Here is a 21,209-nt window from a genome sequence, read left to right on the forward strand (position 1 = left end):
AGCACACCGTGTGAATTTGCCAAAACGCGCTTGCCGGGATAGAAACGCCGCGCAAGAAAAAATCCCCTCTTAACCACCGGATAGGGCGCGTGGCCGATATTTTCCAGGAAGTCGATGAAGCTCTACGCCAGGACCGGGCGAAGGAGTGGTGGCAGCGCTACGGCAATATGGTGATCGGCGCCGCCGTGGTGCTGATCCTGGCGGTTGCCGGCTGGAACGGCTGGAACTGGTATCAAACCAGCGAGCGCAGCAAGGCCAGCATCGTCTTCACCGGAGCTGTCGACGGTGCGGCCAAGGACCGGACGGCTGCCATCACGGCCCTGGAAAAGCTGACCACGGGTGTCGAGCCCTATGCGTCGCTGGCCCGGCTCAAGATCGCTCAGCTCAAGGCCGAGGCCGGCGACCATGCCGCGGCGGCGGCGGCCTATGCGGCGGCGTCGCCGTCAGCAAACGCGTCGGATCTGAAGGACCTGTCGGTCCTGATGGGCGTCATGCAGGCGTTCGACACCGCCAGCCCCGACGAACTCCAGGCGAAGCTGCAGCCGCTGGCCGTACAGGGACAGCCGTGGCGGCCATCGGCCCTGGAGATGATGGCGGTGGTGGCGATGAAGCGTAACGATACGGCGGCGGCGCGGACGCTGTGGGCCGAGTTGCGTGACGACACGACGACACCGCCGGGACTGCGCGAGCGGGCTCGTGAAATGGCCGCCATCCTGGGCGGCGACGGCAGCAGCAAGAAGAATTGATCGATATCGCGTAACAGGTAGGCCATGAAACAATCAGCAAGTCTTCGTTTGGCTGCCGTGCCGCTGCTCGCTGTCGGTGCCTTGGCGCTCGGCGGCTGCGATATTTTCGGCAGCTCCAAGGGCCCGCCGCTGCCCGGCGACCGGACCAGCGTCCTGGCGCCGCAAACCGAGGTCACGGCAGAAGCGGGTAGTGGCGACGTCAGCCTGCCGCGCCCTGTGGTCAACGACTCCTGGCCGCAGTCGGGCGGCTTCGCCAACTTCGCCATGCAGCATCTGGAGCTCGGCGAAAATCCGCAGATCGCCTGGACAGCCGACATCGGCGCCGGCTCGAACTCCGACCGCCAACTTCTGACCCCGCCGATCATCGCCGACGGGCGTGTGTTCGTGAAGGATGCCGAGGGTACGGTGTCGGCCTTCGAAGCCGCCACCGGCAAGCTGATGTGGCGCAAGGCGCTCAAGAACGACAAGGCCCGCGACAACGACGAATTCGGCGGCGGACTGGCCTACTACTCGGGTCGCTTGTTCGTCACCACCGGGTTCGCGTTCGTCTTCTCGCTCGACCCGAACACGGGCGACGAAGTCTGGCGCGCTCCGGTGTCGGCGCCAGTGCGTGGCGCGCCGACGGTGTTTCAGGACCGCGTGCTGGCCATCAGCATCGACGGGCGCTTGCATGCGCTGGCGGCGGCCGACGGCTCCGAGCAGTGGGATTATCCGTCGCTGTCGGAGACGGCGGCGTTCATGGCGGGCACCAGCCCGGCGGCGTCGGGCGATATCGTGGTGGCGCCGTTCAGTTCCGGCGAACTGGTGGCACTGCGCCTCGACAACGGCAAGCAGGTCTGGAACGAGTCGCTGATCGGCCAGCGTCGCGGCCCGGGTGGTCCCGTGGCGGCGATGGTCGACATTCGCGGCCGGCCGGTGATCGATCGTGACCGTGCGATTGCCATCGGCAGTGCCGGACAGATCGCGGCCATCGATCTGCGCACCGGCGCGCGGCTGTGGGAAAAGTCGATCGCGGGCGCCCAGACGCCCTGGGTCGCGGGATCGCAGGTCTATGTCATCAGCGGCAGCGCCGAGATCATCTGCCTCAACCGCAATGACGGCAAAGTCCACTGGGTGACGCCGCTGACCGCGTTCAAAGACAAGAAGAAGCGTGAGCCGATCGTGTGGGCCGGACCTGTGCTGGCCGGTGATCGGCTGCTGATCGGCGGCTCGACGGGCGAGCTGCTGTCGGTGTCGCCGTATGACGGCCGGCCCTTGGGCAAGCTGGACCTGCGTTCGCCGATCATGATCGCGCCGGTCATCGCCGACCGGACCGCCTATGTACTCACCGACACCGGACGTCTGGTCGCGCTGCGGTAGAATGTTGTTTCGGACCGCGCGCGTCCACGCGCGCACCGGCGCCTAGCGCCGGGTCATGGGCGCGCGTGGCCGCGTGCGGTCCGAAACATGAGGTCCTCTCGAGACGACACATGCGCAAGCTTGCCCTGGTCGGCCGGCCCAACGTCGGCAAATCGACCCTGTTCAATCGGCTGATCGGTCGGCGCTCGGCAATCGTTGCCGACGATCCGGGCACGACGCGCGACCGTCGCGAGGGCGCCGGCCGGCTGGCCGACCTCGAATTCACGGTGATCGACACCGCGGGCTGGGAGGAGGCCAAGGGCGAGGCGCTCGAGGCGCGCATGCGGCGCCAGACGGAGCAGGCCGTCAAGGATGCCGACGCCGTGCTGTTCCTGATCGATGCCCGGGCCGGTGTCACGCCGATGGACCAGAACTTCGCCCGTTGGCTGCGGGCGCACGCGCGCAAGACCATCATGGTGGCCAACAAATGCGAAGGTCGCGACGGTATCTCGGGCGTCGCCGAAGCCTATGGCCTGGGGCTGGGCGAGCCGGTGCCGCTGTCGGGCGAGCACGGCCTGGGATTGTCCGATCTGCGCGATGCCCTGGTGCCGTTGATCGCGCCGGAGACGGTGTCGGACGACGCGGTCGGTGACGATATCGGGCACGACGATCCTGTGGACGGCGAGGAGACCGATTGGGAAGGCGGTCCGGACGGACCACCTGACCGACCACTGCAGCTTGCCATCGTCGGTCGCCCCAATGTCGGCAAGTCCACCCTGCTGAACCGGCTGCTGGGTGAGGACCGTGTGCTGACCGGTCCGGAAGCCGGCATCACGCGCGATGCGATCGCCGTCGACTGGCGATTCGAGGAGCAACGGATTCGATTGATCGACACCGCCGGTCTGCGGCGGCGTGCCAACGTATCGGAGCGCCTCGAGGTGCTGTCGGCGCGCGATACGCTCGAAGCCGTACGTTTCGCCGATGTTGTGGTGTTAGCCATCGACGCCGGCCCGATGCTGGAAAAGCAGGATCTCGCCATCGCGCGCATGGTGGTGGAGGAGGGCCGTGCCCTGGTCATCGCCGTCAACAAGATCGACGAACTGGCACGTGGCGATGCCAAGGCACAGGCGGCGGCGTGGCGACGGCTGCGTGATCGCCTGCAGGTATCCTTGGCGCAGGTCAAGGGCGTGCCGATCGTCGGTCTGTCGGCGCACTCCGGCCGTGGTGTCGACAAGCTGATGCCGGCGGTGATGAAGATTTATGCCCTGTGGAATCGCCGCATTCCGACCGCGGCTTTCAATCGCTGGCTGACGGCGATGGTCGAACGCAACCCGCCGCCCCTGGTCGATGCACGACGCATTCGTATCCGCTATGGCTCCCAGATCAAGTCGCGGCCGCCGACCTTTGCGCTGTTCGTCAGCAAGCCGGCGGCCCTGCCTGAAAGCTATACGCGCTATCTGGTGAACGGCCTGCGCGACGACTTCGACATGCCCGGCGTGCCGATCCGCATCGTGATGCGCAAGCCGAAGAACCCGTACGTCAGCGCGGAAGACTAACCGCGGGTTGATCGAGCGCCGATCTCGCCGCGCCCAGGATACCGGCGTCATCGCCGGTCTCGGCCAGGGCGACGCGTGCCCGGGCGAGCAGGAAATGCCACGTGAAGTCGGGAAGGTGGCGGACGATAGCGTCAACGAGCGGTGCGCCGGCCTGGGCGATGCCGCCACCGACCAGGCAGGCCTGCAGGTTCAGAGCGTTGATCAGAATGCCCAGGCCGTGGGCGATGCGACGACAGACGGCGTCGATCGCCGCGCTGGCGCAGGCATCACCGGCCGTGGCGCGCTGGAAGATCTCAGCCGCGAGACAGCCGGATGTGCCGCCCGCGGTTTCATAGGCGGCGACGAAACCGCTGGCGGACGCAAAGTCTTCAAGCGTACGACGCGAGCTACGCTGATCGTCGAGGACGATCGCGCCAAGCTCTGGTGGGATGCCGTCGCCGCCGGTAACCAGCCGGCCGTCAATGACAATGCCACCGCCCACCCCGGTGCCCAGCGTAATCAGCGCGAAGCGCGACAGGCCCCGGCCGGCGCCGTAGTGTTGTTCGCCGAGCGTCGCGGCACTGCCGTCGTTCAAGGTCAAGAACGGTAACGCCAGGCGTTCGCTCACGGCCATGGCAAGCGATCTGTCTTTCAGCAGCGGCACGTTGCGCGTGCCGTCGACCATGACGCCGTCGCCGGGCTGGGCGTGGCCGGGGGCGGCAATGCCCAGGCTTGCCGCCTTCATGCCGGCCTGTGCCTCCATCGTTCGCACCGCGTTGGCCAGACTATCGGCAATCTCGTCGAAGGTACGCGAGGCGGCATAGGGGACGCGGTGACGCGCGCAAACGCGTCCATCGCGCGTGATGAGCCCCAGCTTGATCGTGGTGCCACCCACGTCGATCCCGACCGCGGGATTGCTCATGGCCGGTTGTCCGTCTTGATCGCCAACGCGGCCGACAGGCTGCCATACCGCATCGCTTCGGGGCGCAGACCACGCGCCTGTGCCAGAAGCACGGCCAGCCATTGGAAAGGCAGAATCAGGCCGAGCGCGCTCCAGGGGGCGACCGGCAGAGCCAGGTCCTTGGGCCAGTGCGAGCCGGCGGAATCGACCACCAGCAGCCTGCACCCGTGCGTTGCCATGACGGTGGCGGCACGTTCCGCCTCGGCCTGTTCGCCATCGCCCTCGGCGATGATGAATGCCAGGCTGCGGCTCGTGAGGCCATGCAGGCGTCCGTGCAGCAGTTCCTCGGTCGGGAAGGCCGCCGTGGGGAGGCCGGCCATCTCGCTGATCTTGAGCGAGGCCTCGAGCGCCAGTCCATAATGGGACCGCCGACCGGCGACCACGATCTGATCGACAGCTTCCAACGTTGGGACGAGTGTCGCGGCGGCCTCACGGGCAGGCTCGATCAGCCGTGCCAGCATCTCGCCGGTGATCGCAGCCGATGCCGGCGCACCGAGCGCCTCGGCGAGCAGGAACAACATGACCATCGAACCGAGAAACCCCTTGGTCTTCGGGCCGACCGGTTCGTCACCCACCGGCATGATCAGGACCTGGGCGCCACTGCGTGCCAGCGGTGCGTCCGGTGTTGCGGTGATGGCCAGCGTTGCGAAACCGGCCTCGACGGCCGCTTTTGCCGCGGCAATGGACGTCATGCTGGCGCCGCTTTGCGAGAGCACGACGACCAGGGGGCGGGCCGTGGCATCCCCCAGTTCGGCGACGAAGTCCTCCGGCTCCTGCACGCAGACCGGTCCACGCCGCGCAGCAGCGAAGCGCGGCCGTGCTACCTGGAGGGCGTTGAATGACGAACCGGAGCCGACCAGGGCGATGCTGTCGAACGGGCCGGGCGACCATGTTGCGGTGAAGGTGCGTGTCGAAGCGATGCAGCGGTCAAGGACTGAGGGTTGCTCACGGATGAAGGTGGGGATGGGCATGTCGATCAACCTTTTGATGCCGCCTTCGACCATGCCGCTCTTGTAGAAGCGCTGGATAGCGGCAAAGGGTACGCCTCGCGCCAGTCGTTTCGCGCCCGCACAAGTCAGACTCGGGCTGCGCGCAGCGCAACAGCAGTGTGTTGTGCGTGGCGATCGATCGTCGCCTGATTTTCACTGTCTGGTAGCGCCCTGGCTTTTCAGCCATTCGTCAGCCGCGATCCACTCGCCGTGCAGCGTGCAGGACGCTTCGGCCAGCGGCACGAATGCGGCGGCAATGGCGTCCGGCGTCGGCAGCGTTTCCGGGTTTTCGCCGGGGAAGGCATCGGCCCGCATGCGGGTGCGGGTCGGGCCGGGATTGATCAGGTTGGCCTTGACCGGCGTGTGTACCACCTCGGCGGCGTAGATGCGCACGAGGGTTTCAAGCGCAGCCTTGGTGGCGGCATAGACGCCCCAATAGGGTGCCGCATGGCGGGTAATGCCCGACGTCACGAAAATGGCGCGGCCGGCGTCGGATCGGCGCAGGAGCGGGTCAAGCGAGCGAATGAGGCGCCAGTTGGCCGTGACGTTGACGGCCAGCACACGCTCGAAAACCTTGGGTTCGATATGGCCGACGGGCGACAGGGTCCCGAGCAGGGCGGCGTTGCCGACCAGCACGTCCAGCTTGCCGAAACGCTCGAAGAGCGCGTGGCCCATGCGGTCGATGGCATCGAACTCGGTGAGGTCGAACGGTACCAGGGTCGCGCTGCCGCCGCCGGCCTTGATCGCGTCGTCGAGTTCTTCGAGTGCGCCGATGGTGCGCGCGACGGCAATGACGTGCGCCCCTTCGGCGGCGAAGCGGCGCGCCACGGCGGCACCGATGCCGCGCGAGGCGCCGGTGACCAGCGCGAGTTTACCGGCCAGCCGGCCCGCGCCCGCTGGCGGAGGGACAGCAGTCATGGTCAGGCCGATTCGCGCAACAGCGACAGTTGGCGTTGCTCGGGGTCGTCCAGGTCGTCGAGCGAGATCGGATAGTCGCCCGTGAAGCAGGCGTCGCAGAATTTGGGGCTGAAGGGATCGCGCTTGGGCTCGCCGACGGCGCGATAGAGCCCGTCCATGGTCACGAAGGCCAGCGAATCGACGCCGATGAACCGCGCCATGCTGGCCACGTCCATGCGTGCCGCCAGCAGCTTGTCGCGCTCGGGCGTATCGACGCCGTAGTAGCAGGAATGCGTGGTGGGCGGCGCGGCGATGCGCATATGCACCTCGCGCGCGCCGGCGGCGCGCACCATGGCGACGATCTTCACCGACGTCGTGCCGCGCACGATCGAGTCGTCGACCAGGATCACGCGCTTGCCCTGCAGGGTTGCGCGGTTGGCGTTGTGCTTCAGCTTCACGCCCAGATGGCGGATATGGTCGGCCGGCTCGATGAAGGTGCGTCCGACGTAATGGTTGCGGATGATGCCGAGTTCGAACGGCACGCCGGACTGCTGGGCATAGCCCATCGCGGCCGGCACGCCGGAATCGGGCACCGGCACGATCACATCGGCCGGCACGTTGCTTTCCTTGGCCAGCTCCATGCCGATGCGCTTGCGCACCTCATAGATGCCAAGCCCGTCCATGATCGAGTCAGGACGGGCGAAATAGATGTGCTCGAAGATGCAAAGCCGGCGCGGCGCCTTGTTGAACGGTTTGATCGATTTCAGGCCGTGCTCGCCCACCAGCACCAGCTCGCCCGGTTCGATCTCGCGGACGAAGGTCGCGCCAAGGATATCCAGCGCTACGGTTTCGGACGCCAGGATCCAGGCATTCTCGAAACGGCCCAGGACCAGCGGCCGCACGCCGTAGGGGTCGCGCACGCCCATCAACCCGTCGGCCGTGAGCATGACCAGCGAGTAGGCGCCCTTCACCTGCTGCAGCGCATCGATCACCCGGTCGACGACCGTGTGGTAGGTTGAACGCGCGATCAGATGGTTGATGACCTCGGTGTCCATGGTCGACTGGAACAGGCAACCGCGCTTGACCAGGTCGCGGCGCAGGATATGCGCATTGGTGATGTTGCCGTTGTGCGCCACGGCGAGGCCGCCGAACTCGAAGTCGGCGTAGATCGGCTGCACGTTGCGCAGCACGGTGTCGCCGGTGGTGGCGTAACGATTGTGGCCGACGGCGGCGTGACCCTTCAGCTTCTGGATGACGTTGGCGTCGCCAAAGATGTCACCGACCAGCCCCATGTCGCGGTGGCTGTGGAAAGCTGTGCCGTCGAACGAGACGATGCCCGAGGCCTCCTGGCCCCGGTGCTGCAGGGCGTGCAGGCCGAGCGCCGTATGAGCGGCGGCGTCGCTGGTGCCGTAGATGCCGAAAAGTGCGCACTCTTCGTGCAGGTGGTCGTCGTCGAGGGGGTTCGTGCCGGGAAACGGCGTCACCATCTTGCTCCGCCTCACACCGCGCCACCGGTCCTGCCGGAAGCGGGGCCCTTATACTCCTCTCAAATCAATTCGCCACCAGATTTAGCGTCGCACATACTGTCCTTTCCTTGGGAAAAGACGGTCCGCTACTGTTTGGGCGCCGACGGGGCCGCTGGTGGCGGCGTTGCCGGTGCGCTGGGGGCTGGCGGCGCGCCGCCGGTGGCGGGATCAGACGGCGGCGAGGCCGACCGCCCGGCGGCGCGGGCGCGCGTCTTGAAGCTCTCCGGCAGGAACGGTTCGATCCAGTCGGCCCCGGCCTTCACCATCGGATAGGTCCGGGCGTTGCTGATGATCGGCGGCGGCGGGTCGGCGGGCTTGGCAATGTAGGTGTAGAGCAGGAAGGCGGTCGACAGGAGCAGAGCGCCGCAGACAGCGCCGAACCCGAGTCCCAGGATCTTGTCGGGGATGCGCAGGGGACTGGACTGCACCATCTTGCCAAAGGCGCTCGCCAGGATGCTGAACAGCATCAGCGCGATGATGAAAATGCCCAGCAGGGTCGCGAAGTAGGCGACCTGCTCCGAGGACACGAATTTCTCGAGTTCGGGTTGCAGTGCCGGCCGCAGGTGCCAGGCAGTGATGCCGGCGCCGACCCAGGCGGCAATGAATAGCAGTGAATGTACCAGTCCGCTGGATAGGCCCATCATGGCCGTGAAGACCAGAACGGCCAGTGCGACGAAGTCGAGCGGAGTGAGGCCGAGCGATTCCATGATCCCTCAATCGTAAGAGCCCTGCCGGCGTCCGGCTGGGGCATAGGGCCGACGCCGCTCGTCCGCGTCAGGCGTTCGCCCGAGCGCACGCCCCGGCGGCCGCAACCGGGCTACAAGGTCGGACAGATGGCCAATTTCGTCAACGTTGATGCCGCCCACTGGCCGCGCTGCCGGTTGACCAGCGGCGGCGATGATGGTGGGTGACAGCGCGGTGCGAAAGCCGAGCTTGGCTGCTTCCTTCAGTCGCGCCTCGCGCTGGCCGACAGCGCGCACTTCGCCACCCAAGCCGATCTCGCCGAACACCACCATGTCTGATGGCACCGGCGTGTCGGCCAGCGACGAGATCAGCGCCGCGGCGACCGCCAGGTCTGCGGCAGGCTCGGCAATGCGCAGTCCGCCCGCGACATTCAGGTAGACGTCGTTCGGACCGATGGTGACACCGCAACGCGCCTCCAGCACGGCGATGACCATCGCCAGCCGCCCTGAATCCCAGCCGACCACGGCATGCCGCGGTGTGGCGAAGGACGAGGGCGCGACCAGGGCCTGGATTTCGACCAGCACCGGCCGCGTGCCCTCGACGCCGGCGAAGACGCAGGCGCCGGAGACCGCGCCGCGCCGCTCGGCCAGGAACAGGGCCGAAGGGTTGGCCACATCGGTGAGCCCACGGTCGGACATCTCGAACACGCCGATCTCGTCGGTCGGGCCGAAGCGGTTCTTGACCGCGCGCAGGATCCGGAACTGGTGCCCGCGCTCGCCTTCGAAATAGAGCACCGTGTCGACCATGTGCTCCAGCACCCGCGGTCCGGCGATGGTGCCTTCCTTGGTGACGTGGCCGACCAGCAGCACGGTGACGCCGCGCCGCTTGGCCAACTCGATCAAGGCCTGGGCGCTGGCGCGTACCTGGGTCACTGTGCCCGGTACGCTGTCGACCGTGTCCAGCCACATCGTCTGGATGGAGTCGATGACGGCGACCGCCGGCCCGTCACGGGCTTCCAGCGTGGCCACGATGTCGCGGATCGAGGTTGCCGCGGCGAGTTGAACGTCGGTCTGCTCCAGGCCCAGCCGCTTGGCGCGCAGCCGCACCTGGTCCAATGCCTCTTCGCCGGAGATGTAGGCGCAGCCAATGCCGCTCCTGGCCAGCGCCGCCGCCACCTGCAGCAACAGGGTCGACTTGCCGATGCCGGGATCGCCGCCGATCAGCAGCGCCGAGCCGGGCACCAGGCCGCTACCGCACACGCGGTCGAATTCGCTGATGGACGTGACCAGCCGCGGTGGCTGCTCGGAGGTGCCGGAGAGTGCCGCGAACTCGATGCGCCGACCCTTGCCGCTGCCCAGGCGGCCTGGTGGCGCGCCGGCGGCCGCCGTGCCCGCGGTCTCCTCGACGATGCAATTCCAGCCGTCGCACGCCTCGCACTTGCCCGCCCACTTGGCGTAGACCGCGCCGCAGGATTGGCAGACGAAGGAGCGCGTGGCGCGGGCCATGATCCTATGCTCCTCCTGCGCGCGTTGCCTGGTGCTGTGCGTGAAGGCGGTTGATGATGGCAGCCAGACCGTCGAAGCTGATCGCCAGGGCATTGGCCGAGATATGCACCGGACTGCCATAGATGCGCAGGTTCAGGGCGTTGAAACAGCGCCTCAGCATATTTCCCTGCCGCACATACTTCGCAGGATCGGCAACGTCCAGGGTGAGAAAACGCTCTTCACCGACGACGGTCGCGCGCACCCGCTGGATATCAAGCCAGGGTACCCGTCCGGCCGACACCAGCGTGGTGTTGTCCACGATTCCCTCGGCGTCGATAATCAGTGCCGGTGCGCGTTTCAGCACCTGCACGCCAAGGGCGATGCCCAGGGGAGCGAAAAGTCCGATCAGAACAGCAGCGCCGATCCGTCCGATGACAGGGTTGAACCGTGTCTGCTGCGCAGCCTGGATCCAAAGAAAGACGCCGAGCGCGACCATGGCGAGAGCGAACACGATCACGACACCGAAGGTGACAACCCTGGACCTGCGGAATGCAACGACGATCGGCAGCGGAACGGCGGCTGACTTGCGATCGTCACGCCATGTTTCTCCGTCGCTGCCCCACGGCGATTTCACAGCTTCTTGACCTGCATCTTGATCGGGCCCTCGGCGCGACCATGGATGAACTGATCGACGTGGGCGTTATCAGAACGATCGACCTCGGCGGTGGATCCCTGCCAGATCAGCTTGCCTTCATAGATCATGGCGATGCGGTCGCCGATCTTGCGGGCGCTGGCCATGTCATGCGTGATCGAAATGGCGGTGGCGCCCAACTCGCGCACGCACTTCACGATCAGCTCGTTGATCACGTCGGCCATGATCGGATCGAGCCCGGTGGTCGGCTCGTCGAAGAAGATGATCTCGGGCTCGCGCGCGATCGCCCGCGCCAGCGACACGCGCTTCTGCATGCCGCCTGAGAGCTCGGCGGGGTAGAGTTCCCCCACCTCGGGCGGAAGGCCGACGGCGCCCAGCTTGGTGAGCGCGATCTCCTTGGCCTTGGCCGGCGGTACACCGTCGGCCTGGATCGGACCAAAGGCAACGTTCTGCCAGACCCGCAGCGAATCGAAGAGCGCGCCACCCTGGAACAGCATGCCGAATTTCTTCATGACGCGGGCGCGCTCGGTGCCGTTGATGCCGACCGTTTCCTCGCCATCGATCCGGATCGAGCCGGCCTCTGGCCGCAGCAGGCCGAGGATACACTTCAGCAGCACCGACTTGCCTGAGCCGGATCCGCCGATGACGACCAGCGACTGGCCGCTACCGACGTCGACATCGATGCCGGCCAGCACCGTCTTGGGCCCGAACGACTTGCGCACGCCTTTGAGGCTGATCTTGGGAGCGTCCATGTCTCAGCGCGCGAAGAAGGCTTCGGTCAGGAAATAGTTGAAGGTCAGGATCAGGATCGAGGCGGACACGACCGCCGCCGTGGTGGCGGCACCGACGCCCTGGGCGCCGCCCTTGGAGTGGTAACCCTGGTAGCAGCCCATCAGCGCGATCAGGAAGCCGAACACGGCCGCCTTCACCACGCCGGAGAACACGTCCTCGAACTGCAGGTAGTCGATGGTGTTCTTCAGATAGGTGAGGTCGTTGAACTCCAGCTTATAGACCGCCACCAGGTAACCCCCCAGCACGCCGATCAGATCGGCGACCAGGACCAGGATCGGCAAACTCACGACAGCGGCGATCAGGCGCGGCGCCACCAGGTAGCGAAACGGATCGGTGGACAGGGTGGTGAGCGCGTCGATCTGCTCGGTAACGCGCATGGTGCCGATCTCGGCTGCCATGGCGGCGCCGACCCGGCCGGCAACCATGAGGGCGGCCAGCACCGGGCCCAGCTCGCGGGTGAGGGAAACGACGACGACCTGTGGAATGGCGCTTTCGGCCGAGAAGCGCGCGAAGCCGGTATAGCTCTGCAGCGCCAGCACCATGCCGGTGAAGATCGCGGTCAGGCCGACCACGGGCAGGGAGTAGTAGCCGATCTCCAGCATCTGCCGGACGATCTGCTGGCGGTAGTAGGGTGGACGCAACCCTTGGGCGATGGCCTGTGCCGCGAAGATCGTGACCGAACCCACCAGCGTCATGAACGCCAGCGTCATGCGGCCCAGCAGCGTCAATGGCGCCAACGTCACGATGCGGCACCGATATAGGCGCGGTGATAGCGCGCGCCGAGCGACGTCAGGATTTCGTAGCCGTTGGTGTGGGCCTTTTCGGCGACCTGGTCCGGCGTCTGGTGCGCGCCGATCAACTCGGCGAACGCGCCGGGTCGTACGACGGTCTCGGGCAGGTCGGTGACATCGACGGTGATGAGGTCCATGGACACGCGGCCGACGACTCTTGCCAAATGATTGTCGATCATGACCTCGCCGCGGTTGCCCAGCGCACGCAGATAGCCGTCGGCATAGCCTACCGCGATCACCGCGATGCGGCTGGGCCGCGCCGAGCGCCAGTCGTGGTTATAGCCAACCCCCGTCATGGCATCAATTTGCCGGACTTGCAGGATGCGGGCGCGCAAGGAGGCAACCTGGCGCATCGGGTTGGTGGCGCCTGGGGTCGGATTGATGCCGTAGAGTGCGGCGCCGGGCCGCATCAGGTCGAAATGGAAGTCGCCGCCCAGGAAGATGCCCGACGAGTTGGCCACCGACGCCGGTGCGCCCGGCATGCGTGAGACGAAAGTCCGGAACCGGTCAAGCTGCTCCCGGTTGATGGGATCGGCGGGCTTTTCGGCCGACACCAGATGGCTCATCAGCAGGGCCAGGCGCAGGCCGCGCAGGCGCATGCGGTCGTTGGCCAGCAGCGCTGCCTCATCGACCGTCAGACCCAGCCGGTTCATCCCCGTGTCGAGATGCACCACGGCGTCCAGCGGCTGGACATATCGCTGCGCTGCCGAACGCCAGGTCGAAACCTGGCCCAGATCGTTCAGCGCCGGCACCAGCCCCAGTTCGACGTAGTCGGCATCGGCGCCTGTCGGCAAGCCGTTAAGGACGCAGATCCAAGCGTCGGGCACGACGGCACGCACCGCAACACCCTCATCGGCATGGGCAACGAAGAAGTGGCGGCAGCCTTCAGCGAACAAGCGCTGGGCAACCGGCGCAGCACCCAGGCCGTAGGCGTCCGCCTTGAGCACCGCAGCGCAGTCGACGGGGCGTCCCGCGGCACGGCCGAGATCGCGCAGGTACCGCCAATTGGCAGCAACGGCGTCGAGATCGACGGTGAGAACAGCGTCCGCGAGATGGGCTTGAGGGGAGGGCAACATCGACACCGTGTATGGGGCAAAAGATGTGGTACATCAACACGATGTGGCGCGAAGGTATACGCGTGGCCATGTGACTTTTGTGGGTAAAGTCGACGGTTTGGCCTGGGTGGTTGAAAGACGGCGCCCGGGTGAGGCAGGGTGCGTGGGCGTTTAAGGTCCTGGGGGAGCCTCTTGATGAGCCAAGATCCGATCACGATTGCCGGCCTGTGCGGCAGTCTGCGCAAGGCGTCGTTCAACCGCCTGGCGCTGTCAATATTTGCACAGAATCTGCCGGAAGGGGCCAAAGTGGTGCCGGTCGAGATCGGCGACTTTCCGCTCTACAACCAGGAAATCCTGGAGGCCGGTGTGCCTGCCGCCGTGGCTGCGGCGCGCGACACGATCCATGGCGCCGACGCTGTCGTGATCGCCACGCCGGAGTACAACTATTCGACCTCGGGCGTGCTCAAGAATGCCATCGACTGGCTGTCGCGCACCACACCACAGCCCTTTGCCGTCAAGCCGATCGCGTTGCTGGGTGCCTCGATGGGCGTCCTCGGTACCGCCCGCGCGCAATACCACCTGCGCCAGATCATGGTGTTCCTCGATGGTCGCCCCATCAACAAGCCAGAGGTGATGATCGGTGCGGCGCATACGAAGTTCGGCGCTGACGGCACGCTGAACGACGAGATGGCCGTCAAGCTGATCAAGGACCTCGGTGCATCCCTGGTGCGCGAGGTACATCGCTACCGGGCTGCCGCCACGGTGGTGTGACAACGGGACGTTGTGGCGGCCAGCCCTCTTCACGTCTTTGGCGTGGAGAGGGCGCAGAGCGCTACGACTTCTCCGTCCCTTCCGGGCCTGTGTCCTGCCAGAACTCCATGACGGCGAAGAGCGCCACCAAGGCGCCCAGGCCGACATGCCAGAAGCGCAGGGCGCCATCACCGATGTAGCCCAGGACGTAAGGCGATATCATCAGCCACGCGCCGCAGATGAAGCCGATCGCTTCTTCCCAGTGCTCAAGCGCCAGCATTTCCAGTGCGGCCAACGCGCAAACGATCAACCCGACGACAACCGCGTTGATCACGATGGTCTGCGACAAGGTCGCCGCCTCACCCGGCGTCAGCCAGGGGGAAACGACGATCAGCGCGCCGAAGCCCATCACGGCCCAGTCCTCCCAGGACCGATGGGTACTCAACAACATCCGCATGGTGTCCATGGAACCCTCCTTGGACGCATGCCAAGGCATACCAGGACGCGATGCGAGGTCCGAAACGAACCACGCAAGGGGCCGTTCGTATACCTGACCATGTGAGCATGGGCGCGATTGGGTGCGCCGGCAAGATATCCTTTGCGGTAGTGTGGCAATCAGAATTTTCACCACGGCGCGGCAATCATGGCCCATCACAATGTAGATGAACTGCCGGTCCTGCAGGCCATCGGCCGTATCGAGACGCCGTTCAAGACGCTGGCCGACTGCCCGCGCAACGGCCGCCAGCTCGATCCGGCGCCGATCTGTCTTGCGCATGTGTTCAAGGAGTTCCAGCCCGGCCTGCAGAGCCTGGAAGGCTTCTCGCACCTGATCCTGATCTATGCGCTGCACGAGATGCGCGTGACCGAACTCACGTTCACGCCGCCGTTCGACGCCACGCCGCGGGGCGTGTTCGCCACGCGCGCGCCGCGACGACCCAACAAGCTGGGCATGTCGGTGGTTGCCTTCGACGGCTTTGCAACGGCGGATACGTTGAAGGTGCGCTACCTCGACTGCCTCGACGGCACGCCGTTGCTGGACATCAAGCCCTACCTGCCCAGCACCGACAGCGTGCCGGAAGCGACCATGGGCTGGCTCGAAAAACACCGGACGCGTTGATCCCTCTCCCGTTTACGGGAGAAGGAACTCAATACTGGTCCCGCACGTAGCTGTCGTCGGCCGGCAGGTTGTCGAACTTGGTGATGGCGCCTTCGAACTTCAGCCGCACTGCGCCGGTGGGGCCGTGGCGCTGCTTGGCGACGATCGTCTCGGCCTTGCCGTAGGCCTGCTCGCAGCGCTGCTTCCACTGGTCATGCCGTTCGTTGAAGCGTTCGTCGCTTTCGTCCGGCCGCCGCGTCGGCTCGCTGCGGGTCAGGTAGTACTCTTCGCGATAGACGAACATCACCACGTCGGCGTCCTGTTCGATCGAGCCCGACTCACGCAAGTCGGCGAGCTGCGGCCGCTTGTCCTCGCGCTGCTCGACGGCACGGCTGAGCTGCGACAGTGCGATCACCGGCACGTTCAGCTCCTTGGCCAGCATCTTCAGCCCACGGGTGATCTCGGAGATTTCCTGCACGCGATTGGCGTCGCGGCCGCGCGAGGCGCCCTGCAGCAGCTGCAGATAGTCGATCACCAGCAGGCCCAGCCCATGCTGGCGTTTCAGCCGTCGCGCGCGCGTGCGCAGCGCTTGCACGGTGAGTCCTGGCGTGTCGTCGATGAACAACGGCATCATTTCCAGTTCGCGGCTGCAGGCCAGAACCTGGTCGAAGTCGTGCGCGTTCAGTTCGCCGCGGCGGATTTTTTCCGACGACACCTCGGACCGTTCCGCGAGGATACGGGTGGCAAGCTGCTCGGCCGACATTTCCAGCGAGAAGAAGCCGACCACGGCACCTTCGGCCACCTTGGGCTGGTTGTTCTCATCGAACTCCTCGCGGTAGTTGCGCGCGGCATGGAACGCCATGTTGGTGGCCAGCGCCGTCTTGCCCATGCTGGGACGCCCGGCGAGGATGATCAGATCGCTGTGGTGGAGGCCGCCCAGCAGGTGATCCAGCGCATGCAGGCCGGTCGCGACGCCGGTCAGGCCGCTGACACGCTTGTAGGCGCTTTCCGCCTGTTCCACCGCTTCCGTGATCGCCATTTTGAACGGACGGAAGCCGCCTTCGATCTGACCGGCCGATGCCAGCTCGTACAGCTTCTTTTCGGCGACCTCGATCTGCATCAGCGCCGGCGCTTCGATGTCGCGCACGAAAGCGTCGTTCACCATCGTCTCGCCGACGTCGATCAACTGGCGCCGCAGGAAGAGGTCGTGGATCTGCCGTCCGTAGTCGCCGGCGTCGATGATGCTGATGGCGGCGGCGGCAAGTTCGGCCAGATAGTTCTGGCGGCCGGCAGCGACCAGGGTCTCGTCGTTCTCGAAGAAGGTCCGCAGCGTCTTGTAGTCGACGACCTGGCTGCGCTCGATCATGCGGGCGGCGGTATCGAAGATCCGCCCGTGCAGAGGATCGGCAAAATGCTCCGTCTTGAGGAAGTCGGAGACCCGGTTATAGGCGAGGTTGTTGACCAGAATTGCGCCGAGCAGTGCCTGCTCGACCTGGAAATTGTGCGGCGGTTCGCGGAGTTGCACGTCGTCGCCGGCATGGGGCAGGCGGGTAACGTTGCTGTCCTTGGGGGCTGGGTCCATCAACAGACGCTATTCCGTTCGTAAGAGGGGCGCACGCAGCCTTCGCCTGTGGGAACTGTGTGTATTGTCGATAAGAGCATCTCGCTCACACGGGCCAGTGCGTCCTATACCGTAATTACCTCCCCGTACATCGACGTCCATCGGCGCGTGCGTCACTCTGTAACGGTGTTGGCGGTGCTTGGCGCCACTGTTCGTTGCGTACGCCGTTCTGCGGGGTTAGTCGTAGCGGGCGCAGGCTAGTCAGCTGCCGCATCCAGCATAGGGGCTCCGATCGTATCGACGATCAGGGTCGCGAGCGCTTCGATGGCCGGTGATGTCGCTGCGCGGTTGCGCGCCAGGCCGATTTCAACGGTCGGCAGGGACGGCAGGCCGACATCGGCGGTGATGATTCGCAGATCAGGCGGCACGCTCGTTCGGGCCAGGATGGCAACAGCAAGGCCGGCACGCACGACCGCGAGCAGGCCCGTCATGCTCGGGCTTTCGTAGGCGAGGCGGCACGTCCGATCGCCCTTCGCCAGCGCCCGCAGCACGTGATCGCGCGCGACGCAGCCGGGCTGATAGAGAGCAAGCGGCAGCGGCTCGCGGCGCTCGGGATAAGCGGTACGGGGCCCGATCCAGACCAAAGGCTCGCGGCGCAGCACCTCGGCGTCCTGACCGGTACCGCGCGTGACGATGGCAAGATCGATCTCGCCCGCGTCGATGGCGGGGAACAGCCGCGCGCTCTCGCCACACGTCAGATCGACGATGATCTTCGGGTAGCGCTCGGCGAAGCGTTGCAGCAGGTCGGGCAGGAGATGGGCATAGTCATCCGGCACGCCCAGACGCACCACGGCAGAGAGCTGGTCCTCGACCAGATCGGCACGCGCTTCGCGTTCCAGTGCCAAGATGCGGCGTGCGTAGCCCGCGAGGCTTTCGCCCGCGGGCGTGAGCCGCACGCGCCGCGGTTCACGAATGAAGAGCGGGCGGCCGGCAATGTCCTCCAGACGGCGCACCTGCATGCTGACGGCGGACTGGGTACGTCCCAGGGCCGTGGCGGCGCGACTGAAGGTGCCGGCATCGGCGACGGCGACCAGCAGGCGCAGCAGATCCAGGCTTAGATGCTCGACCATCGTCAAAGCATAAGTCAAATTGAAGTGGATATTCAAATCTATTCGTTTGTGTGAAGTCGCGTGTCCGATGAGCATGCGCCATGCACACACGCACCTCATTGCTGCCGTCCTGGATAATCGCCCTGATCTGCGGCTCGCTGGTCATGACGATCGCGCTGGGCGTGCGCCAGGTCTCCGGGCTGTTCCTGCGCCCGGTCACAGCTGACCTCGGTTTCTCGCGCGAAGTCTTCGGCCTGGCGGTCGGCATCCAGAACCTGGTGTGGGGCCTCACGCAGCCGTTCGCGGGCCTGGTGGCTGATCGTATCGGGGCGCGATGGGTCGTGGTCGGCACCGGTGGTTGCTACGCGCTCGGCCTCGGCCTGGCTGCCGTGGCGGCCGATAGCGCCTTTTTTATCCTCGGCCTGGGCGTACTGGTCGGCCTGGGGCAAAGCGGCACGACCTACGCCGTGATCCTCGCGCTCATCGGGCGTCTCGTGCCCGAGAGGCAGCGTAGCCGGCATCTGGGCGTGGCATCCGCCGCCGGCTCGGTGGGCATGTTCGCCATGGTGCCGGCGACCAGCGTGCTGCTCGACGTCGCCGACTGGCGAACGACCTTCCTGGTCCTGGCCGCCGTTGCCGCGACGATGCCGTTGCTTGGCCTGGGGCTCACCGAAAAGCGGCCGCCGCCAGCCGGCGCAGCCGCGGTGCCGGTCGGCGGCGCCTTCGCCGCGGCGATCGCCGATCGTGACTACTGGTTGCTGAACCTGGGATTTGCCAGTTGCGGCTTCCAGCTTGCCTTCATCGCCACCTATCTGCCGACGATCCTCACGGACGGTGAGTTGTCCGTCGCCGTCGCAGCGGGGGTGCTCGCCTGCATCGGCGCCTTTAACATTCCAGGAACCTACCTCGCCGGTCTCGCCGGTGGCCGCCAGCCCAAGGCGCGCGTTCTGGCGGTGGTCTATATTGCTCGGGCCGCGGTCGTCCTCGGCTTCCTGGCGCTGCCGCCCTCGGCACCGTCGGCGATCGTCTTCGCGGCGTTGATCGGTCTGCTGTGGACCGGGGTCGTTCCGCTGACGTCCGGCCTGGTCGCCGATCTCTGGGGGCGGCGCGAGCTGGGATTCCTGTTCGGCATTGCCTTCGTCGGACATCAGATCGGCGCCTTTGCAGGCGCCTGGGCCGGCGGTTTCGTGTTCGACCGCACCGGCAGCTACACGCTGGTATGGGTTGCTGTCGTCGGCCTCAGTCTCAGCGCGGCGGCCTTTCACCTGATGGTGCGCGAACGGCCGCGTCCCTGCGCCTTGGAGGCCGCAGGCGATGACTAACGGCCGTATCGGCCCCACCCTGCAACTCAGCCTCGCCATGGCGATCGCCGGCACGATCGGTCTGTTCGTCAAGGAAAGCGGTGTCGGCGCGTTGAACGCCGTCTTCTGGCGGTGCGCCATCGGTGCCGCGGCGATGCTGGTTTTCTGTGTGTTGGCGGGCTACCTGCGGCGACCATTCGGCAACCGCCGTGACGTTGTTCTGACCATTGTCGGTGGCTTGTGCATCGTGGCGAATTGGGTCCTGGGATTCGAGGCGTTGGCCTCGATCTCGATCACGCTGATGACCATCGTCTATCACGTGCAGCCTTTCTGGGTGCTGCTCCTGGTCTGGTTCGCCTTCCGCGATGCGCCGACACGCGACCAGATCGTCTGGGTACTGTTCGCCTTCGCAGGACTGGTGCTGGCGGTCGGCTTCGATCCGGGATTGAAAGGGGAGGCCGGCGTCGTTTTGCTGGGCGCTGGTTTGTCACTGGCCGCCTCGCTGCTCTACGCTGGCGCCGTCGTCGCCGCCAAGGCCATCACGCAGACAAGGCCCGCCGTCGTGACCTTGGCGCATACGATCATGGGTGTCGCACTGATGGCGCCGCTTGCAACACCAGGTGCGCAGCAACTCGTCTCGCCCGCATGGCCCTGGTTGATCGGGTTGGGCGTACTGCATACGGGAATCGTCTACGTGCTGATGTATGCCGCCTATCCGCGGCTGTCCGGTGCGGCCATCGCCGCCCTGACCTTCATCTATCCGGTCACGGCGCTGATCGCCGATGCCTGGGTCTACGACGTGCGGATGACGCCGGCCCAGATCGCCGGCATGCTGGCAATCGCGACCGCGACGATTGCCGTGAACCGCAAGTGGCCAATCCGGTGGCCGCTGATGCCGCGTCGCGACGCCTAGTGGCCGCTGGCGCGTGCGACGGCTGCGATCAGCCACCGTCGAAAGGCGCTGATCCGCCTGTCCTTGGCTTGCTCGGGCCGGCAAACGAAGTACAGCGTACTGCTGCGCTCGGCACGCCCGTCGAAAGGCATCACCAACCGGGTGCCGAAACTTTGGCGGCCCTTGATCAGCGGGTACATCGCCAGCGCCACGCCGAGCCCCTGTTCGGCGGCTTCAAGTGCCGCGGGCATGGAATCGAACCAAAGATCACCGCGCGGCTTCAAATGTGCGACCCCCATTTCCTTGAGCCATGCCGGCCATGCCCGTGGCTGCTGGTCGACATGGATCAGCACCTGTCGCGCCAGGTCCGCGGGCTTGCGCAAGCCGGCGCGCGCGATGATGGGCGCGCACACCGGCTGGCTGCGCACGTCCACCAGTGGCTCCAGACGCAGTCCTGCCGAGCGCTCGCGGCCGTAGCGAATGGCGACATCGACGCCGGCGTTGTCGAAATCGGCGTACTGGTGGGTTGCTTCGATATGCACGGTCAGGTCCGGATGGCGGCTGGTGAACGCGGCCAGGGACGGGATCAACACGGTGCTGGTGAAGAACGGCAGCGCGCTGACCCGCAACTCGCGCGGGCCGCCGCGCCCGCGCCGGTGCAACGCGCGGCCGGCCTCATCAAGCAATGATAAGCCTGCCGATGCTGCGTGCAGGTAGCGCTCGCCGTCGGGCGTCAGACGCACCGCGCGCCCGGTCCGGGCAAACAGGCGCACACCGAAGCGTTCCTCCAGCCCGCGGATCTGGTGGCTGACGGCGGAGGGGCTGATCGCCAGGTCCTGCGCCGCGCGCCGGAAGCTGAGGTGGGTCGCGGCGCGTTCAAAGGCCAGCAGCGCCGACAACGGCGGGATTGCCTGCGCGGGCGACAGGGGATTTTCTGAGAGATGAGCAGATTTCATCTTAGGTGAGGATCGGCCCTTTGTTTGCCACCTGACACTTGGCCAGATTGCAGGATCGATCAAGCAGGTTCATCGGTCGTCGGCGCGTCCGATG

General features: G+C 66.2%; 21 protein-coding genes. 7 read left to right on the forward strand and 14 right to left on the reverse strand.

From position 1 onward, the window contains the following. Positions 1–89 precede the first annotated feature (89 nt). The 3 genes from FQU96_RS27785 to der all read left to right on the forward strand — a co-directional run bounded on the left by FQU96_RS27785 (position 90) and on the right by der (position 3,640). A complete protein-coding gene (locus tag FQU96_RS27785; RefSeq protein ID WP_146544624.1) occupies positions 90–746 on the forward strand; it encodes a tetratricopeptide repeat protein in 657 nt (218 codons plus the stop codon). A 24-nt stretch (positions 747–770) separates the two neighbouring features. Beyond that, on the forward strand, positions 771–2,105 hold the full coding sequence (locus FQU96_RS27790; RefSeq protein WP_146544625.1) for a PQQ-binding-like beta-propeller repeat protein: 1,335 nt from the start codon (positions 771–773) through the stop codon (positions 2,103–2,105). Positions 2,106–2,215: 110 nt separating this feature from the next. Next, positions 2,216–3,640 (forward strand): ribosome biogenesis GTPase Der, encoded by a 1,425-nt coding sequence (der, locus tag FQU96_RS27795; RefSeq protein WP_146544626.1) that lies wholly within the window; start codon positions 2,216–2,218, stop codon positions 3,638–3,640. Here der and FQU96_RS27800 read toward each other — a convergent pair. The 10 genes from FQU96_RS27800 to alr form a co-directional block, all read right to left on the reverse strand. Continuing rightward, on the reverse strand, positions 3,624–4,541 hold the full coding sequence (locus tag FQU96_RS27800; RefSeq protein ID WP_178130740.1) for an ROK family protein: 918 nt from the start codon (positions 4,539–4,541) through the stop codon (positions 3,624–3,626). The genes der and FQU96_RS27800 overlap by 17 nt on opposite strands. Beyond that, positions 4,538–5,551, reverse strand: coding sequence for an SIS domain-containing protein (locus FQU96_RS27805; protein WP_178130741.1), 1,014 nt, complete (start codon positions 5,549–5,551; stop codon positions 4,538–4,540). Before FQU96_RS27805 ends, FQU96_RS27800 begins: the two co-directional genes overlap by 4 nt. A gap of 171 nt (positions 5,552–5,722) precedes the next feature. Then, the gene (locus tag FQU96_RS27810) at positions 5,723–6,487 is read right to left on the reverse strand and encodes an SDR family NAD(P)-dependent oxidoreductase (protein ID WP_146544629.1); all 765 of its coding nucleotides are present in this window, start codon (positions 6,485–6,487) and stop codon (positions 5,723–5,725) included. 2 nt (positions 6,488–6,489) lie between these two features. Then, positions 6,490–7,953 (reverse strand): amidophosphoribosyltransferase, encoded by a 1,464-nt coding sequence (gene purF, locus FQU96_RS27815; protein WP_146544630.1) that lies wholly within the window; start codon positions 7,951–7,953, stop codon positions 6,490–6,492. 125 nt (positions 7,954–8,078) lie between these two features. Then, a complete protein-coding gene (locus FQU96_RS27820) occupies positions 8,079–8,699 on the reverse strand; it encodes a CvpA family protein (protein WP_146544631.1) in 621 nt (206 codons plus the stop codon). A gap of 6 nt (positions 8,700–8,705) precedes the next feature. After that, positions 8,706–10,181, reverse strand: coding sequence for a DNA repair protein RadA (gene radA / locus FQU96_RS27825; RefSeq protein ID WP_146544632.1), 1,476 nt, complete (start codon positions 10,179–10,181; stop codon positions 8,706–8,708). Positions 10,182–10,185: 4 nt separating this feature from the next. Continuing rightward, on the reverse strand, positions 10,186–10,794 hold the full coding sequence (locus FQU96_RS27830; RefSeq protein ID WP_146544633.1) for an STM3941 family protein: 609 nt from the start codon (positions 10,792–10,794) through the stop codon (positions 10,186–10,188). Next, positions 10,791–11,564, reverse strand: coding sequence for an ABC transporter ATP-binding protein (locus tag FQU96_RS27835; RefSeq protein WP_146544634.1), 774 nt, complete (start codon positions 11,562–11,564; stop codon positions 10,791–10,793). Before FQU96_RS27835 ends, FQU96_RS27830 begins: the two co-directional genes overlap by 4 nt. Before the next feature lie 3 nt (positions 11,565–11,567). Then, a complete protein-coding gene (locus tag FQU96_RS27840; RefSeq protein ID WP_255468595.1) occupies positions 11,568–12,347 on the reverse strand; it encodes an ABC transporter permease in 780 nt (259 codons plus the stop codon). Beyond that, positions 12,344–13,471, reverse strand: coding sequence for an alanine racemase (gene alr, locus FQU96_RS27845; RefSeq protein ID WP_146544635.1), 1,128 nt, complete (start codon positions 13,469–13,471; stop codon positions 12,344–12,346). Before alr ends, FQU96_RS27840 begins: the two co-directional genes overlap by 4 nt. Positions 13,472–13,645: 174 nt before the next feature. Between alr and FQU96_RS27850 the strand changes: the two genes are divergently transcribed. Continuing rightward, positions 13,646–14,221 carry an NADPH-dependent FMN reductase gene (locus FQU96_RS27850; protein ID WP_146544636.1) on the forward strand — a complete coding sequence of 192 codons (576 nt, stop codon included), beginning with the start codon at positions 13,646–13,648 and terminating at the stop codon, positions 14,219–14,221. Positions 14,222–14,282: 61 nt separating this feature from the next. Here the strand turns inward: FQU96_RS27850 and FQU96_RS27855 are convergent, their stop codons facing one another. Beyond that, positions 14,283–14,666 carry an SPW repeat protein gene (locus tag FQU96_RS27855; protein WP_255468596.1) on the reverse strand — a complete coding sequence of 128 codons (384 nt, stop codon included), beginning with the start codon at positions 14,664–14,666 and terminating at the stop codon, positions 14,283–14,285. 177 nt (positions 14,667–14,843) lie between these two features. On the opposite strand from FQU96_RS27855, the gene tsaA reads away from it, so the two are divergent. Further along, positions 14,844–15,317, forward strand: a complete 474-nt coding sequence (tsaA, locus tag FQU96_RS27860) for a tRNA (N6-threonylcarbamoyladenosine(37)-N6)-methyltransferase TrmO (protein ID WP_146544637.1) — start codon at positions 14,844–14,846, stop codon at positions 15,315–15,317. A 28-nt stretch (positions 15,318–15,345) separates the two neighbouring features. Here tsaA and FQU96_RS27865 read toward each other — a convergent pair whose 3' ends face one another. Further along, complete coding sequence (locus FQU96_RS27865) at positions 15,346–16,878, reverse strand: replicative DNA helicase (protein ID WP_146544720.1); 1,533 nt, start codon at positions 16,876–16,878, stop codon at positions 15,346–15,348. Between the two features lie 236 nt (positions 16,879–17,114). After that, entirely contained in the window at positions 17,115–17,987 is an 873-nt protein-coding gene (locus FQU96_RS27870) for a LysR substrate-binding domain-containing protein (protein WP_146544638.1), read from the reverse strand. Between the two features lie 80 nt (positions 17,988–18,067). On the opposite strand from FQU96_RS27870, the gene FQU96_RS27875 reads away from it, so the two are divergent. Next, entirely contained in the window at positions 18,068–19,288 is a 1,221-nt protein-coding gene (locus FQU96_RS27875) for an MFS transporter (RefSeq protein WP_146544639.1), read from the forward strand. Then, a complete protein-coding gene (locus FQU96_RS27880; protein WP_146544640.1) occupies positions 19,281–20,180 on the forward strand; it encodes a DMT family transporter in 900 nt (299 codons plus the stop codon). The genes FQU96_RS27875 and FQU96_RS27880 overlap by 8 nt, the downstream gene beginning before the upstream one ends. On the opposite strand, the gene FQU96_RS27885 is transcribed toward FQU96_RS27880, so the two are convergent. Continuing rightward, positions 20,177–21,058, reverse strand: coding sequence for a LysR substrate-binding domain-containing protein (locus FQU96_RS27885; protein ID WP_255468597.1), 882 nt, complete (start codon positions 21,056–21,058; stop codon positions 20,177–20,179). The genes FQU96_RS27880 and FQU96_RS27885 overlap by 4 nt on opposite strands. Positions 21,059–21,209: the final 151 nt, after the last annotated feature.

The sequence above is a fragment of the Reyranella sp. CPCC 100927 genome (assembly GCF_007859315.1).
Classification (GTDB): Bacteria; Pseudomonadota; Alphaproteobacteria; order Reyranellales; family Reyranellaceae; genus Vineibacter.